We start from the raw sequence: 16,045 nt of genomic DNA, 5'->3' as shown, positions 1-16,045 counted from the left end.
CTGCTCCGACTCTGACAACAACAATCAGTAAACCTGCACCCGCCACAACTCCCGCGACGAAGAACCCGCCGACATCGGCAGTCGCCCATGCAACGTCCGATAGTTGTCGATCAGCACCAGATCACCCTCACTCCATTGATGAGCAATCAGGCACTCCGGGTCATAAACCAGTGCATTGACCTGTTCCAGCAACGCCTGCTGAGCCTGCTCGTCATGGTCCTGCACCGACTGGCTCAAGGTCTGCAATGTCGAGTCGGTGCCCTCTTGGTAGCGCAGGATGAGCTCGCCGCTGCGGGGGTGGTGATCCACCAGGCTGTACATGCGCGGCGAGCCGCCGAAGTAGGTCATTTTGGTGTAGTAGGTGATGTTCACGCCCTGCCATTGTCGGGCGACTTGCTGCCCGACTTTGCGCAGTACGTTACGGCTGTCGACGATGGTGGTCTGGCCCTCGCCCGGCTGCGGCGCGGTCTTGCAGTACAGCATGAATTTGCTGGCGCAGAATTTCGGGTTGCGTTGAACTTGCGCGTCGCTGTCGGGCAGCATGTTCAGGTCCCAGTGCAACGGAGTTTTTTCCAGCGAGTGCACCACGCCTTGGGGTTTGTCCGCAGGCTTGACCACGTGGACGGCACCGAAGGCCCATTCGTAGAGCGTGCCGAAGCGTTCGCAGCTGCGAGCAAAGCTATCCTGGTCGTCGAAACGGCAACCTTTGAGGCAGACGAAACCGAAGGTTTCCACCAGGGCTTCCAGCAGGCCGGTGGACAGTCGTTCGAACCCCAGCCCCAACGGGTCTCGCACCACCAGGCCAAACAGCGGAAGTTTTTGCAGTTCGTACTCGAAGCCTTGGGCCTGCGGGTTTTCTGTTTGATGGTAGAGCCATGGCCGCCCCTCATAGGTGACCAGCACATGGTGGTCGAGGTCGACCTGGGCGCGGGCGCGAAGGGTTTGGCCGCCATCCAGGTTGCACACCGGCACGGCATGCCAAGGGCTGTCCGCGCGGGTCAGCCCTTCGGCCAGGCCGAAGGTGAATTTGGGGCCGGCATTGCTGTATTGATGGACCGACAAGCGAATGTCATCGCCGAAGAAACGGTCCACTGCCGCGTTCAATGCGTGCCCGCGATACATCATTTGGTAGGCTTTGAAGTTGATTTGTTGCAGGTACTCGTCCTCGCTCTGCCCTTCTTCGCGGCACAGACGCAGGTCGTTGTAGAGGTGACTGCAGAGGTTGTCATGCGCCCGGCTGAGGGACTCATCGTCGCGGCTCTGCTCGATCAGGTCACCAAGGTTTTTCCACGGTAGACGGGCCTGCTTGATCAGGCTGGCGCGAACCGACTCGGCACTTTGGGCCTGGGGAAACAGGTCTTCCATGCTGACCCACTCAATCGTGTGGGTGGTGCACAGTTCACGCAACGCCCGGTTGTAAGCGGCGCGAACGTCGTCGGCCACGCCGACGATGTCATTGAAGGTCGTGCCGTCGCTGAGGATCGACACCACGCAGCCCGGTGCGTGCAACGCGGCGATGGCTTGGCCGAGTTGGTCGAGGCGCTCGATGGCCATGACCTCGCCGTAGTCCGGCAGCACGCCGAAGGTCTGGTCGCTGGCGTTTGGCGACTTGCAGGGAAAGCCTGGCAAAACCAGACGCACTGGCAGGCCCTGATCGAAGCAGTGCCCCAATCGAAGCGCCAGGTGTGCCCTGCCTTGTGTGTCGAAACAATCATCCGTGCCTTTGAGCAGATAACCGGCCAGCAAATCGCTGACGGCAGCGATCCAGGCATCTCTATGTTCCATAGAACAACTTCCTTGAGGGTGTGTGTATCAATAGGATTTGACGGTGTCGCCATGCTCGGTGAACGCATGCGCAGCCCCGCAGGCTCGCTGCAAAACGCGCAGCAATTCGGCCGGGTGTTCACAGCACAAGTTCGGGGCCTGGGTCTGCAAGTCTGGTGTCAGGCCATAACCCCAAGTGACTGCCGCCGAATACATGCCTGCAGCACGGGCCGTTTGCAGATCGATCTCCGTGTCACCGACGAACAAGCAGCGTTGCGGATCAACCGACAACCGCCGGGCGGCTTCCCATGCCACCTCCGGTTGCGGTTTGAGCGACCTGCCTGCGCGATGCCCCAGAATTGGCCCGAAAGCATTCTGCGGCAGCAACGTTCTGGAAACCTGCAACGCCATTTCCTCGGCCTTGTTGGTCACGATAGCCAACGGTAGCTGCAACTGTCGGCAGCCTTCGAGCAATTCCAAGACACCGCTGAATGGACGGGAAAATTGAACCAGGTTGTGCTGATAGAGCGCCACATAGCGCTGGTGCAAGGCGACCGCATCGACTATGCCAAACTGCGCGGCGACCCGCTCGCTCATCGCCGTGGTGCCGCCGCCGATATACCCCCGCACTGTTTCCGAGGTCAGCGCCGGGCAACCATGTTCGAGCAGCACTTGGTTCAAGCACCAGGTGATGTCGGGCAAGGTGTCGACCAGAGTCCCGTCCAAATCGAAGAGTACGGCTTCGACCCGCAACCGAGACGCCATCATTGAGCACTGGCGTAGTGACAAGGACGCCCCTTGCGGAACACCAGGCGGTGATAGCGCTCATCGACATTGCTGCGTTTTTCGAGGGTGACCACACCCCGTCGCTTGATGGCCACCGAATGCCAGGGCGTACGCCACAGGTCACTGGTTGGCACCAACCGGATACCGATCTTCGTCGAGACCGCCAGCTGCGGGTGAATCGACAGGCGCAGGCAATGCGGGTAACGCGCCTGCAACAGCGCACCCCAGGCTTCACTGCGCTGGATCACCCGCTGCGAGGCCGGTTTGGCGACCTTCTTCACTGCGTTGAGGCTCATGCCAGCGAATACTTTCAGTCCCGAGTAATCCTCGGAAAGAAAGCGATGGATGCCGCAGTACATCAACATCATGTGCGGATCATCCTTGAAGCGCTGCTGCAACAAGATCAATGACTGACCGTGCTCGATCATCATCTCTTCACGCATGGCGTCCAGACAATCCAGCTGTGGGTAGGCATCTTGGAGGTCGAAATGGGCGAACGTGCCGGGATAGTGCTGTTCGGCGTAGTCCTGGATAGCGTCGGTGTAGGCCTTAACGTCCGCATCGGGAACATGCACCAAGTCAGAGAACACATAGCCATCGGAGCAGATATGAATCAGCGCCCCCGGTGCGTAGATCTCCTGGATCTCTGTGCACAGGCGGTTTAACTCATCGATAGCATGATGTTCAGCAAGATCGGGCAGATGACTCAGGGTTTTCTTGCGGCTGGGCGATTTGCCGGGAAAGGCTGGCAAGACCATTTCAATCTTGCGACCGCTCTCGACCGCCTGCATGACCTTGGTCAGATGGGGCTCCAGCACCTGCGACGAAAGTTCGTGATCCTGCCCCGGGGCGAGGCTACGACGGCGAAACAGGCATTCGAGGATTTGCTCGGCAATGTTCATGTGTGGGGTGTTCTGATGCTCGTGCACCAGCTGACCGCACACCTGTTGAGCAACGGTGTTTGAACCCTGCATAGACAATCCCTTGTGTGGTGAACAACGGCCATCTTTTGGCCATCAACAGATATCCCTTACCTGCGGGCGGCTAAATTCCTACAAGTCGTGAGGGCTGTCAATCGTGGCAATCCGGAATATTACGGCACCGAAATCATCGAAAAACCCTCACACAGGCTCATGCAACGTCCAGGCTGGCAAGGCCATACTGCGGCCACACAAGTGTGTCTGGTCCTGATTCCATTACGCTCTCCTGAAAAAGAGATCGGAAGGTGTAAACCTTGTTCAGGACGGGACACCGTCCCCTTTTCTCGTTAGCCTGACAATCTGGTCAGTGCCGGCCACAGTTAGAATCAGCGGGAGGCTCAAAATTGAGTACGTTCGACAATGGACGACTAGATTTCCCGGACGGGACCACCTCATACACACTAAACGCACATATTGCCTGTCCGTTACCCTCAGCGGTGGGCCGATAAACAAGGCCGATATAGGCTTCATAGCTCTTGTTTTCTTCAAAGACAAAAAGCCGCGTGGCTTCGGGGCAGGACTGGTACGTACTGCCGTAACTGCCAGCGAAAAGCTTCAAACGTTCCAACAAAAAAGGCTTACCCGCAGGGACAAGGTATTCAGGGGCCATCTCGGTGTAGGCACCCTCAGCCATTCTCGTCGCCCCCAGATACTCCGGCATTTTCGGTGCGAAGCGCGTAACCATATTCAGTTGCTGTGGCACGAGAGGCATCTGTGGGTAGTTCACGCTAGGCTGATGCTCACCGAAAAAACGACCCGCCTTCGCCAACACCTTGGTATCTGCGCTACACCCCGTGTATGCATTGCCACGCACATAACCATTGGTAATCACCCGAAGCTTCGCCGTCGGAACGTCCGACGCGGGTTCGATGTAGGGTTCCAGTGGTTTGATGCTGCAGGCGGTGAGTAGAGAGAAGGTGGCGATGAGTGTTTTTTTCCTGAGGTCCATGTTCTGACTCTTGTACGAATTTGACTGCCATTCGGGACACCCATTAGCCGGTCTCGAGTCAAGGCTAATGGGCGTCCCCTTTTTACAACCTCTGCAAACTAATCAATAAAAAATTCCGCCTTCAACTTCCCTACAACTTCACGCATAACGACAAGCGGACAAGCACCACCTTGAGAATAGATGCTACATAAAGCCATATCTTCTGGATAACAAAAATCCGCATAGACCTCCTGAAGTCTATCAATCTTGCGCTCATCACTATCGTCTGACAAATCAATACACAGTAAAAAAGCCAAACGCCACTTATCCATATCAGCGACATCATCTGATATTTTTATTTGTTTTGAGACAACCCCAAGCAACTCATCATCACTTAGATATCTCCCTCCTGCGAGAACAGCAACATCCTCACTCTCACCACCGTTCAGAAGCTGACTGAAAGCATATTCAATAAGGAAAACGGGGACAGACCACGATTAAATTGAAGGAGCATTATCCAGCCCCTCGATAAATGTGGTCTGTCCCCGCTTTCGGACCACAAATAAATTGAAGGAGCAGTATCCCACCCTCGATAAACGTGGTCTGTCCCCGTTTTTCCTTTTTTCCTATATCACACATAAAGCAGTAATAACTTGATTGGGATGATCTTCCAGAGAAACTCCCCAGCCGGTAACTTCAAGCCCACCATAGTTTTCGTCGGTATAAAACCACTCTTCAGCCTCGTCAAACTCTAAAGTTGTAAATGGCAATAAATCCGAAACCAAACCACCCAAACCAATACTTTCCGGCAAGGCACCCTTATAAATTAAACTTTGAGCCTGCTCACCAGAAAAGCTAAAATCATAAACTTTAACAGCGCACACCTCACCACTTTTAATCACAACTGATAAAGCAGGGATAAATTTATTTAAATCATTAACAACACTTACATCCGCCAGAGCAAAAGAATAGCCACCACTTCCGCTTTCGTCCAAACTATAAAACTTTAAACGAAGCACTGGAGAGCCATCGAATTGGTATAGAGAGTTACTCTCATCAACCAAATACCCTAACAACACGCACTTCAATACATCCGCATCGACATGCAACGGTATTCCTGCAAGTGACACAGATGGCACAATTGGCGCCACCCACGATATTGAAAACTCTTTAGACAGGGTCATTTTGGCACCCACGTATTGCTAGCAGGGTTAAACATTACTTTTTGACCCTGTGGATTCAAGTAAACTGTATTTACATCATAAATAGGCTTACCCTCATAAAATTTCGGCCTATACGCCGCAGGATCAACCACTTTAATCTTACTCCCACCAATATGAGTCGACTGATTTACGCTATCAACAGTCGACGAGGGGAAAACGGGGACAGACCACGATTAAATTGAAGGAGCATTATCCAGCCCCTCGATAAATGTGGTCTGTCCCCGCTTTCTTGAAGACTCCAACCCTTACAAGTTTCCTCTGTGCCAAATAACTAACATTTACTCCCCTAAAAAATTGGACAGATTTAATTTCTGACCAACGGACAAACCAAACAAATAAATTCGCCCCCTTTCCTGTCCCCTTCCCTCTTTTCCCATCACCATCAGTGAAACTCAATGGCATCCAGAATAACTTGTAACTTTACCGGATCAGCGGCACCCCCAAAGTAATATTCATTACCGCCAAAATCTTTTAGATCTTCAGGAGCCCCCTTCCAATAAAGCACATAATAAACCTCATCAAAAATCTCTTCCAGCGCGCCGCCATCTTGAAATGTTGACACGCGAATATAAGGACCATAAACCTCATCCAATTGAACCAAAATTCGCTCGCCCGTTTTTGAGTCAATCATCTCATCAGTCCCACTTAATACTATTAAACCATTCCAACTCCGCTTTTATCGGAGCTCGCTTATCACCTTATTTATTCACAGCATCGTCAAATTTACCGATCTAGTGGGGATACAGGGATACAGGGATACAGGGATACAGGGACAGACCACGTTCAAATCGAAAGCGCCCTGCCCCAAAAAAAACGTGGTCTGCCCCCGCTTACTCCTTTCTATTCCTTTTCACGAAAGTCGACTTATCATATCCGGAGAACCAAATATCGAATACCCTTTTTCACAATCATCAAACTCACCCACCAAATCCAAAAGCATCCCCTTAACCGCGCTAATAGAGCAGATCAACTTAATATCTTTACTGATATCACCAGACCACTCTGCATTAATTATATCTTTAGCTATATTTGCTTCCGGCAAAAAAACAATGTAGGAGCACTGCTCGCTCAGTAGAATTTTAACAACAGACTCAACAGAAACATTCGAGATACGTACTGCTCCTGAAAACTTAACCCCTAATACACTCTCAATTGAGCTCTCTTGAAAGTCACTTCCACCCAAAACATCAAAACCACGAAACTTCAAAGCAGCCCACAACCTTCTATGCCATACAACTTTGGTATTCGGTTGCCAAGCAGAGTTTCTAACAATCAACCACCCCTCCCAACCAGAAAACCCAGCACCCACCAATATATATATATCCCTAAATAGCCTCAGCATCGCCTCCAACGAAGGACTCTCAAGCAACCAACTTCGCGCTGAAACACCAATATCAAAATCCGGTATCACACCATGAACATTAATTACTTCATTATCCGAAAAAACATCAGTCACTCGTACAATCCGAACGCTAGTAGTCATAATGATTTCCTGGCTGATCGTTAAAATGTGGACCGCGATTTTGTGAGTTTCCGTCACCGAAATCGTGTCCTCCAGCATCATCACGGATTCTAACTGTTTTAATACCTCCGCCAGGTGTCGGAACCTCAAATTCATAAATGGTCCCTGGCTGAGGGTTGCCGCGCTTATCGACGTTCGGCAATACGCGACTTGGTTGCTGGCTTGTCGGGATACCTGATTGACGCTTGGCTTCGTTAAAAGCGCCACTTCGACCAGCTCCAGGAGGACTCATGTCTTTTGGGGGGACGCCCGCCTTCCCGCCTCCCTTACTAGGGAAAATGGCTGCTCCCAGTGTCGCAACACCTGTCGCTAATTTAGTCCATATTCCACCCTCGCCCCCCTGAATATCCGCGGCAATGGCCCCTGCGGAGCTTAGATTCCCTTCCTGTACATGACCTACGTAGAAAGCTGCCCCCCCCTTACCTTCAGCTCTCAGTTGCTCAATCAGTGCTGTCAGTTTCTGATCATCATCCACCAGGCCATGAGCAATTGCTTGACAGATTTCGGGGGACCGCTTGCAAAGCTCATCACGCTCCAGCTCACGCTGCTCGTCGAGGGCGGTGTATCGATCTCTAACAGCTCGCTTCTCTTCCTCAGTCTCCTTGCTATCCATTTCCGCCAGCATTTCTTTCACCTCACGGTGATAGAGATAGTTGTAGGTCGTGGCATTCTCCGCAATGTTGGCTCCCTGCTGAAGATCCCCATCTACCGCCGCAGCAGCCACAAGCCCCGTCAACTGCGACATCATTACTTGCAATTGATCGTTGCCATTCGCAAGGCTGATCAGCTGATTCATCATCGCTTCGTTGAGCCCCGCCGCCGCTGCGCCAGTGGCAAAATCGCCCCCCATCGCCTTCGATAGCAAGCCGCCCATCAACGCATGAGCGACTACTTTCTCGAGACTGCCTTCCGGGAACTTGATCGTAATGTCGCCAATCCAGTTAAACCCGGTAGCCATGGCCACATTGCCCGCCTCCCCCACCAGTGCCGCACCGAGGTTGTCGCCAAAACTGCCGCCCCCAATGGCGGTTGAGATGCCGCTGGAAATCACCGCACGCCCAGCCACCCGTGTCGCAATGTCGGTGAAGTTGGTACTGGTGAGAATGGACTTTGTACCTTCCGACGCACCGGCAAACCAATTGGCGTCCGCGTAATCGAGCATGCCCGCAGTAAATCCAGCAATGGCGGCGCCTTTGAGGCTGTCAGCACTGAATGTTTCCTTGAATGCCGCGCCCAGGTTGCCTTTATTACTGATGGTGCTGGTGACCGCAGTGGTCGCCAGGCTGGTGACAACTGCTCCCCCGGCGCCAGCGCCCACCGAGCCCAGTCCCGCCGGCCCCATGATGAAAGACATCAGGATGGCGATGGCGATTTTTGCGCCGGCACCAAGCCCTGAGGTGTCATACTTAAAGCTCTCGTGAATCTCCTTCACCTGACGCCAGTCGATGTCGCCTCGAGCCTCAGCCTCTTTCATCCAGGCAAGGGCCGGGTCGGCTTTCACCATGGCGTCAATGGTCTGGCTGACGCTTTGCTGGTCGACTTGTTTGATGTCGATGCTGATCTGGCCAGCCGCTTTGATCACCAGTCGTCCCTGGGCGACGAGTTGACTCTGACGGAGGGTTTCATCCGTGGTGCCCGAACCTTTGGCCTTAAACCAGGCCAGATCCCCATCGCTTTTGGTATGGCTCTCGTCGTGAAGGTCCTTCACACCTTCAAACGTGATGTTTCCACCACTGTCGAGAATGATGTCCTGATCACTATTGAGCTTCGCCACCTGATACCGCTGATCCCCACCACTGGACAGCGTCAGGTCACCACCGGACTTGATCTGCGTACCGATGTGGGTGATCTGCGTCACTTCATCGTGCTGGGTCTTTTTACTGCCCCAGCTGCCGCTTTTTTTCATGTCGTACAGTGTGTAGTCGCGGTCCTGTGCAGCCAGCAGTTGCAGGTCGCCGTCGGCGTGCAGGTAGGCTTCTTTGCCGGCGCTGATATCGCTGGCAACCAGGGTCATGTCCTTACCGGACTTGAGGGTGAGTTTGCCGCCGGCCTCCAGCGTGGTGCCGATCTGGCTGACGTGGTCTTCCTGGCGGGTTTCCTTTTTGTCCTTGAAGTAGCTGTGTTGTTCGTCGGCGGCGGTGGCGAACAGCAGGTCGCCCTTGGCGTCCATCGTCACGTCGCCTTTGGCGTCGAGCTTGCTCGCCACCACGGTCACGTCGCCGCCGGAATTGACCGTCAGGCCACCGCCCGCGCTGACGCTGGCGCCGTGCTGGGTGAGGGTTGAGTCGAGGAAGTCGGTACGGCTGTCGGAGTGGCGCTCTTCTACGGCGGTGATGCTGACATCGCGCTTGGCATCGATGGTCATGTCGCCACCGCTTTTCAACACACCGCCGGTGTTGAGGACGTCGCGCCCGGCGTTGATCACCAGTTTGTTCGCGGCCTCGATGCGGGCGGCGCTGTCCACGAAGTCGCGCGCGTGGCTGTAGTCGCCGACGCTGCTGTCGTGGGAGGTCACCGTGCGTTCGTTGACGACGTCGCCGTTCGTGGCCTTGAGCGTCACGTCTCGCCCGGCAATGATGCCCCCCGCCTTGTTGGTCAGGTTATTGGTGGCGAGCAAGTTCAACCGTTCCCCGGCCTCCACCAACCCGCTGCTCACCAGATCATTCTTGGCCGTCGCCTCCAGGTTCTGGCTAGCGCGCAGAGTGCCGGCGTTGTTCAGGTTCTTGCCGGCGATCAGGGTCACGTCGCTGCCCTGGATCAACGCGCCGTTGGCGGCGAGGCGGTTGTTGGCGTTGGCCAGGTACAGCACCGGCACCAGGACTTTTTCGCCGTTCACTTCGTGTTCTTCGAGCCAGACGATGTCGTGGGTCAGGGCCGCGACTTGCTGTGACGTGAGGGTTACGCCGAGGCTCAGGTTGAGTTGGCTCTTGCTGGCGATGGCGTTGTTCATCAGGTACTTGAAAACCGCCTCGTCCGAGGTCTGGCCGTCGATGAAGCGCTGGCCGGTGCGGGCGACCACGGCTTGCTGGATCAGTTTCTGCTCGTAGAGGCCGTCGCCCAGGCGCTTGGCGCTCTGGTCGGGGTTGTAGCCCAGGCCGGACAGCAGGTAGTCCGAACTCATGAATTGCTTGAGGTCGGTGAGTACCGGGTTGGTTTCGATCAGGTATTTGTGCGGTTGGGATTTGCCGGCGTTGCTTGGCAGACCTTGGACACGGTTGAGGGTGACCGGCGTAGACGATGCACCGGCGGTGACTTTGCCGCCGCTAAGCGTCCAGCTCTGCGGGCCGGTCGAGGTCGGGGCGCTGCTGCCTTCCTGGCTCAGACGGAACAGACCGTTCTGGCTGGTGGGCAGGTTGAAGCCGGGAAGCGTGAGCGGGTTGACTTGTTGCTGGGCCAGATCCGGCGACAGTTGCGCGTTGATAGTTACCGGCGTGGAGTAGCCGTTGCCGGCCCCCGTGTCAGTGTTGGTCTTTCCACCAGCGACGTAACTGTAATAAGGACGCACCACACTGTTGTCGATGGTTTGCGTCGCGTTGAGTGAAATGCTGCCGCCGGCCTGGATCACCGCATCATAGGAACTGCCGGAGCCCGCTACCGTGGTGGTGCTTTCGGTCAGCATGCCGCCGCCCAGCAGGCTGATGAAATAGCTCAGATCCGACTCGACAGTGGCCGAGGGTGTCGGACTGTTTTTATCGTTGAAAGCCGCCGCCGCGGGCACCGTGGCGAAGATTTGGTCGACGTAGTTCCAGAAAGTGCGCTTGGTGATGATGTCCTGCTCTTGCAGGCCGGTGTTATTGATCGTGTCGGCAGTGACGGTGATGTTGCCTGTGGACGCGATGGTGCTGCTGGTGTTGTTCAACGCCTGAGCGTTGATCGTCATGTTGCCGCCGCTGGTCAGACTCGCGGCCGCGCTGCTGTCAGAGACCTTTAGGCGGTCGGTCTCGGCAATCTCCCAATGGCCGTTACGACGCGATCCGCTACGGAAGTCGCACCCCGCAATCGGGATCAGATTGCAATCCAGCTCGGTGATAACCACCGAGCTTTTCTCATGCGCGGTGTATTCCAGAATGTCCCGTACGTTGTTCACGGTCAGGGCATTGATGGTCAGGTCCTGCGCGCTGTAGATATCGCCGGAACGGTTGTCCAGCAAGTCGGCCTTGCCGCTGTCGCGGTCCCGGCCGATATGCACGTTGCTCAGGCCATAGACCTGGCCATAGGCGTTGGTGAAGCTGGACAGCAGCAGCCGCATATCGCCGCCACTGGAAATCAGGCCGCGACTGTTGAGCAGTGCGCCGGTGGTGAGGGTCAGGTCTTTACCGGAACCGATCGTGCCGTAGTTGTTAAGGTTGGCGGCGCTGATGATCAGGTCGCCGCTGGAGGTCAAACGGCCCTGGTTGTTCAACTCGCCATTGATGTTAACCGTGGTATTGCCACCACCGGCGATGCTGGTCGCCGCGTTGAGGGTCAGTTGATTGGCTTTGAGTGTCAGATCACCGAGGCTGCTGGTGCGACCATTGCCGCTGTAGTTGCCCCAGAGGGTCAGATTGAGTTTGCCATCGCTGGCGATCAAGCCATCGTTATTCCAATTGCCGCCGTTGCCGGTCAATTGGCTGACCGCCAACAATTGGCCGCCGGATGTCTGATTGAGGCTATTGACGTTGACGGTCAGGCGATCGGCCTGGATCACACTGCTGTTGGTCCAGCCGTCGGCGTTGAGCGTCAGGCTGCCACGGGTGACGAAGGTGCCGCCGGCGCTGCCGATTTGACCCGTCGCGATATCGAAAATACCGGTACCGACGTGCAGCACGTTGCCGCTGACGTTCAGCAAACTACCGGCAGTGAGGGTCAGGTTGGTGTTGGCGGATTCCACGGTGCCATTGCGGTTGTCGAACAGGCCCCCGATGGCGAACGCGGTTTTACCATTGTCGCCCAGTGCGCGAAGTTGACCGGTCTGGTTGTCGAGGCTGGCGGCGGTGATGGTCAGCGTGCTTTCACTTTCGATGATGCCCAGGCGGTTGTTCAATGCACCGCGCAGGCTCAGGTCGATCTGTTGCCCGCCGATCTGCCCGTCGTTGTCGCCGCTGTTGTCGAAGTTATTGCCGGTGACGCTGACCCGACCCTTGGCGTAGAGGCCGCCATTGCGGTTGTCGAAGTTGCCGTTGGTGCCGGTGTCGACGATGGCGTCACCGGTTTGCGCGGTGATACGCCCGCCATAGTTGTCGAGGCCGGCCAGTGCCTTGAGGTTCAGGCTCTGGGCCTGAATGACCCCGCCCTGACGGTTATTGTTCAGGTCATAGCCGTTGCGCAGTACGCCAGAGATATGGCTGCTGAAGGCGCCTTGCAGGCTGGAGAGCACACCGCCACGGCTGTCGAGGCTGGCGGCGGTGATGTCGAGGTTGCCGCCCTTGGCAACGATGCGCCCGCTCTGGTTATCGATGGCGCCGCCGGTTTTCACCGTCAGGTCGCCCTGGCTTTGCAGGGTGCCCTTGGCGTTGTCGATGCTGGCGGCGTTGAGTGTCAGGCCGGCGTTGCTGCTGAAGATCTGACCGTTGGCGCTGTTCTGTACGACGCCACTGGCCGTGATCGTCAACAATTCACTGGCCGCGACAGTGCCGCCATTGCGGTTATCGAGGCCACCGGTCAACAGGCTCAGCAAAGCCTGGCTTGCAAGCTGGCCGCCCTGGTTGTCGACCTGCTGCGCGCGCTGAATCACCAGCGGGCCGTTGCTCGCCAGTTTGCCGCTGGTATTGGTCAGGGTGCCGAGCAAATCGAGGGTGATCGCGCCCTTGCCCGCGAAGGTACCGGTGCTGTTGTTCAGATCGGTACCGGTGAAGCTGATGTCCTGCTGGGCATTGATGGTTGCATCGGCGTTGCTGAGGGTTTGGGCCTGGATATCCAGAGCGGCGCCGCTGTCGATCAAACCACCCTGGGCGTTATTCAGTGTTCCGGCAATGACTAAAGTTTGCGCACCGGCACTGGAAAGAATGCCGTTGTCGCTGTTGTCGAGGCTGGCCGCCGTGACCTTCAACGTGCCGTGACTGACCAGAGCGCCTGCGTTGCTGTTACGCACAGCGCCGGTGAGGTCCACCAGCACGTCACCGTCGCGGCTCGACAACGTGCCCTCATTACGGTTGTCGAGGCTGCCGCCTAGAAGGCTCAGGCTTTGCCAACCGGAAATCAGTCCATGGAGGTTAGTGGTGGTATCGGCGGTGAGGTCCAGTTGCTGACGGCTGATGAGTTTGCCGTCGCTGTTGTCCAGGTTGCGGCCCGTCAGCGTGTAGCTTTGGCTGCTGGAGAGTTCACCGCTGCGGTTGTTCAAGTCCCGCAGGTTGCGGATGCTCAGTTGACCGGTGGTGGTGATCAGGCCGTTGGCGTTGTTCAGGTCGCCCATGACGCCGCTGAAGTCGATGGTAATGGCGCTGCCGAGCAACGAGCTACCGTTCTGATTGTTCAAACTCGCCGCGTTGATGTTCAGGTTTTGGGTGGCGTTGATCAGCCCCTTGTCCTGGTTATCGAGCTGGCCGGTAACCCGAAGATCGAGGTTGGTGCGGCTGGTAAGGGTGCCCTCGTTGTTGTTCAGGCTTCCGGCCTGTACATCGACGCTTTGCGCCGCGACCACGCCTTTGACGTTGGTCAGGGACTGCTGCACGCGCAGGGTCACGGCCTGGTTGCCGAGCAGTTTGCCGTTGCTGTTGTCGAGGCTGTCGGCCGCCAGCGTGAACGCTTGGGCACTGGATATTTCGCCGTTGCGGTTGTCCACTTGCGCGAGGTTTTTTAGCACCAGCAACGGGGCGTTAATCAAACCGTTCTGGTTGTTCAGCTCGCCGTGATTCAGATCCAGCGCCAACGACGTAGCGCTGGTGAGCTGCCCACCATCATGCTGATCGAGACTGGCGACACTGGCGGTCAGCGCTTTGTTGCTGGCAATCCGGCCCCCGCTGCTGTTATCGACCTTGCCGGCATTGAGGCTCAGGGCGTCGAGGCTGGTGAGTTTGCCGCCCTGATTATTCACCGTCGCCGTGGCGGTGATGCTCAAGGCCTGACCGGCGTTCACCAGCCCTGCCACGTTATCCAGAGTCGCCATGCGCAACGTCGCGGCGGCCAGGCTCGAGAGTTCGCCAGCGCGATTGTTCAGATAACCAAGGGTGGCGTTGAGATTACCGGTACTGGTAATCAGACCATTGCCATTGAGGACCTGATTGGCCGCGAGATTGAGACTGCCGTTACTCAACACCCGACCTTTGTTCTGGTTATCCAGGGTCCCGGCGGTGATGTTGGCGGTTTGCCCGGCGCTCAGCGTACCGCCCTGGTTAGTCAGGGTCTGCGCGGTATTCGCGGTGAGATTGCGACTGGCAACCACGCTTTTGCCGCTGTTGTTGAGATTCTGCGCGCTCAGGCTCACATCGCCCGTGGCATTACGACTGGTATCAGCATTGACCCCGGCTTCGATGATGCCGTTGTTGGTCAGCACACCACCGGCACTCAGAACGATGCTGTCTCGCGCCGCAAGGGTTTGCTGGTTTGTCAGGTTGCCTTGGGTTTGTACGTTGACGGAGGTGCCGGCATAAACCGGGCCTTGGGCATCAAGGCTGGCGGCTTTGACATTCACCGCACCGGCAGCAGAAGTCTGCGCCAGGCTGAGATGGCCATTGGCATCGATCTGAATATCGCCACCACTGGCCGCGAGGTTGCCATCGAGTTTCACCCCGACCCCGGCCTCGGTGCCGACCAGTTTGATCGCCCCGGCGTACATCCCGCCCAACGCGGAGGAGTCGATCGCCAGTTGTGGTTTGACACTGCCGTCATCGGCGCGAGCAGTGGCGTTGAGGCTGTCGGCGTTGACGTCGTTGCGACCGGCAACGATGGTCAGGTTTTTCGCCTGAATCTCGGCGTTGATCTTCGCGCTGCGGGTGATGATTTCGAAGCTGTCGACGTTGTTGGCATTGAGCCCGACGCCATCAATCGTGACGCTACCCTGATCGACCTGAAAGCGATCCAGTCGACCGTTGTCGAGCACCGGTTTGCCGGTGGTCAACGTCACGCGTGGCGTGTTGATGAAACCGCAACCGTTGCAGCTGATGCCGTACGGGTTGGCGACGATGACCCGCGCCGATTGCCCCGCCACTTCGGTGTAACCGCGCAACTGGCTCGGGCTGCCACCGACGACTTCGTTGAGGATGGTTTGCGCCGCGGCCCGGTTGGTCAGGTTGGGGTTGCCGACGATGATGCCGCCCAGTTGCGTCGCGCCGGTCTGCGCGGCGACGTTGTTGAGGATGACGCCTTGGGTGCCGACGTTGTAATCCTGAAACTGGTTATGCGACAGGCCGGTGCCGTTGGGGGTGGCGATCTGGATGATCGGCACGCCATTGCCCGCCTGCCCGAGGCTGGTGCCCGGTGTAGCCACGACGATGCCATCGGCCTACGCCCACATCGGTTGCCAGAACATCACGTTGGCCAACAGGAACGCCAGTCCGCGCTTGGGCATGCCCAGGAAGTGCTCGCGGGTTTTCACGGCGGCAGAAGGTTGGCGAGCGAGAAAAGCGTAGTGGCGAACGTCCATGTGAAAGGTCCCGATGCAGCGAAATTAGAGGAAGAAATCCASGCGGAARTAGATCGGCGCTTCGCGCTCGGTCAGSRYGTCMGGRCGTTCCAGGGAATGGGCAAARGTCACGCTGGCGGCCASRTGCTGACCYCGGGCGAACAACTCCACGGAATCGCTGGACATGCGCCCGTGCTGATCGCCGTTATAGCGGTCGCCACGGATCACACCCTGGTCGTAACCGAGGCTGGTGCCGTACTCGGCGAACACCGGGCGCAGCCATTCCAAAGTGATCGGATGGCT

General features: G+C 56.7%; 10 protein-coding genes and 1 pseudogene. All 11 read right to left on the bottom strand.

Features of this window, described 5'->3' with window-relative positions:
• Nucleotides 1–24: 24 nt before the first annotated feature.
• Nucleotides 25–1,785, bottom strand: a complete 1,761-nt coding sequence (locus AC1DQM_RS00055; RefSeq protein ID WP_477745611.1) for an isocyanide synthase family protein — start codon at nucleotides 1,783–1,785, stop codon at nucleotides 25–27.
• Nucleotides 1,786–1,812: 27 nt separating this feature from the next.
• On the bottom strand, nucleotides 1,813–2,529 hold the full coding sequence (locus AC1DQM_RS00050; protein ID WP_064618464.1) for an HAD family hydrolase: 717 nt from the start codon (nucleotides 2,527–2,529) through the stop codon (nucleotides 1,813–1,815).
• On the bottom strand, nucleotides 2,529–3,524 hold the full coding sequence (locus AC1DQM_RS00045; RefSeq protein WP_477745610.1) for an L-tyrosine/L-tryptophan isonitrile synthase family protein: 996 nt from the start codon (nucleotides 3,522–3,524) through the stop codon (nucleotides 2,529–2,531). Before AC1DQM_RS00045 ends, AC1DQM_RS00050 begins: the two co-directional genes overlap by 1 nt.
• 310 nt (nucleotides 3,525–3,834) lie before the next feature.
• Complete coding sequence (locus tag AC1DQM_RS00040; RefSeq protein ID WP_477745609.1) at nucleotides 3,835–4,479, bottom strand: amidase; 645 nt, start codon at nucleotides 4,477–4,479, stop codon at nucleotides 3,835–3,837.
• 98 nt (nucleotides 4,480–4,577) lie between these two features.
• On the bottom strand, nucleotides 4,578–4,790 hold the full coding sequence (locus AC1DQM_RS00035; RefSeq protein ID WP_477745608.1) for a hypothetical protein: 213 nt from the start codon (nucleotides 4,788–4,790) through the stop codon (nucleotides 4,578–4,580).
• A gap of 294 nt (nucleotides 4,791–5,084) precedes the next feature.
• On the bottom strand, nucleotides 5,085–5,642 hold the full coding sequence (locus AC1DQM_RS00030) for a hypothetical protein (RefSeq protein WP_477745607.1): 558 nt from the start codon (nucleotides 5,640–5,642) through the stop codon (nucleotides 5,085–5,087).
• 421 nt (nucleotides 5,643–6,063) lie between these two features.
• A complete protein-coding gene (locus tag AC1DQM_RS00025) occupies nucleotides 6,064–6,312 on the bottom strand; it encodes a hypothetical protein (RefSeq protein ID WP_168206144.1) in 249 nt (82 codons plus the stop codon).
• A 219-nt stretch (nucleotides 6,313–6,531) separates the two neighbouring features.
• Complete coding sequence (locus AC1DQM_RS00020) at nucleotides 6,532–7,164, bottom strand: hypothetical protein (protein ID WP_477745606.1); 633 nt, start codon at nucleotides 7,162–7,164, stop codon at nucleotides 6,532–6,534.
• Complete coding sequence (locus tag AC1DQM_RS00015; protein WP_477745605.1) at nucleotides 7,154–15,607, bottom strand: two-partner secretion domain-containing protein; 8,454 nt, start codon at nucleotides 15,605–15,607, stop codon at nucleotides 7,154–7,156. Before AC1DQM_RS00015 ends, AC1DQM_RS00020 begins: the two co-directional genes overlap by 11 nt.
• 15 nt (nucleotides 15,608–15,622) lie before the next feature.
• Nucleotides 15,623–15,763, bottom strand: a complete 141-nt coding sequence (locus AC1DQM_RS00010) for a hypothetical protein (RefSeq protein WP_477745604.1) — start codon at nucleotides 15,761–15,763, stop codon at nucleotides 15,623–15,625.
• Nucleotides 15,764–15,787: 24 nt separating this feature from the next.
• Nucleotides 15,788–16,045 (bottom strand): annotated as a pseudogene (locus AC1DQM_RS00005) (ShlB/FhaC/HecB family hemolysin secretion/activation protein); the annotation flags it as partial.

This window comes from Pseudomonas sp. 01L34, from assembly GCF_056400265.1.
This window is presented reverse-complemented; position numbering and strand designations above follow the sequence as displayed.

Bases quoted from the DNA above. Each gene is read 5' to 3' on its own strand.
- AC1DQM_RS00020 (WP_477745606.1), bottom strand. From the start codon at position 7,164: ATGACTACTAGCGTTCGGATTGTACGAGTGACTGATGTTTTTTCGGAT.
- AC1DQM_RS00025 (WP_168206144.1), bottom strand. From the start codon at position 6,312: ATGATTGACTCAAAAACGGGCGAGCGAATTTTGGTTCAATTGGATGAG.
- AC1DQM_RS00040 (WP_477745609.1), bottom strand. From the start codon at position 4,479: ATGGACCTCAGGAAAAAAACACTCATCGCCACCTTCTCTCTACTCACC.
- AC1DQM_RS00045 (WP_477745610.1), bottom strand. From the start codon at position 3,524: ATGCAGGGTTCAAACACCGTTGCTCAACAGGTGTGCGGTCAGCTGGTG.
- AC1DQM_RS00050 (WP_064618464.1), bottom strand. From the start codon at position 2,529: ATGGCGTCTCGGTTGCGGGTCGAAGCCGTACTCTTCGATTTGGACGGG.
- AC1DQM_RS00055 (WP_477745611.1), bottom strand. From the start codon at position 1,785: ATGGAACATAGAGATGCCTGGATCGCTGCCGTCAGCGATTTGCTGGCC.
- AC1DQM_RS00010 (WP_477745604.1), bottom strand. From the start codon at position 15,763: ATGGACGTTCGCCACTACGCTTTTCTCGCTCGCCAACCTTCTGCCGCC.
- AC1DQM_RS00035 (WP_477745608.1), bottom strand. From the start codon at position 4,790: ATGGATAAGTGGCGTTTGGCTTTTTTACTGTGTATTGATTTGTCAGAC.
- AC1DQM_RS00030 (WP_477745607.1), bottom strand. From the start codon at position 5,642: ATGACCCTGTCTAAAGAGTTTTCAATATCGTGGGTGGCGCCAATTGTG.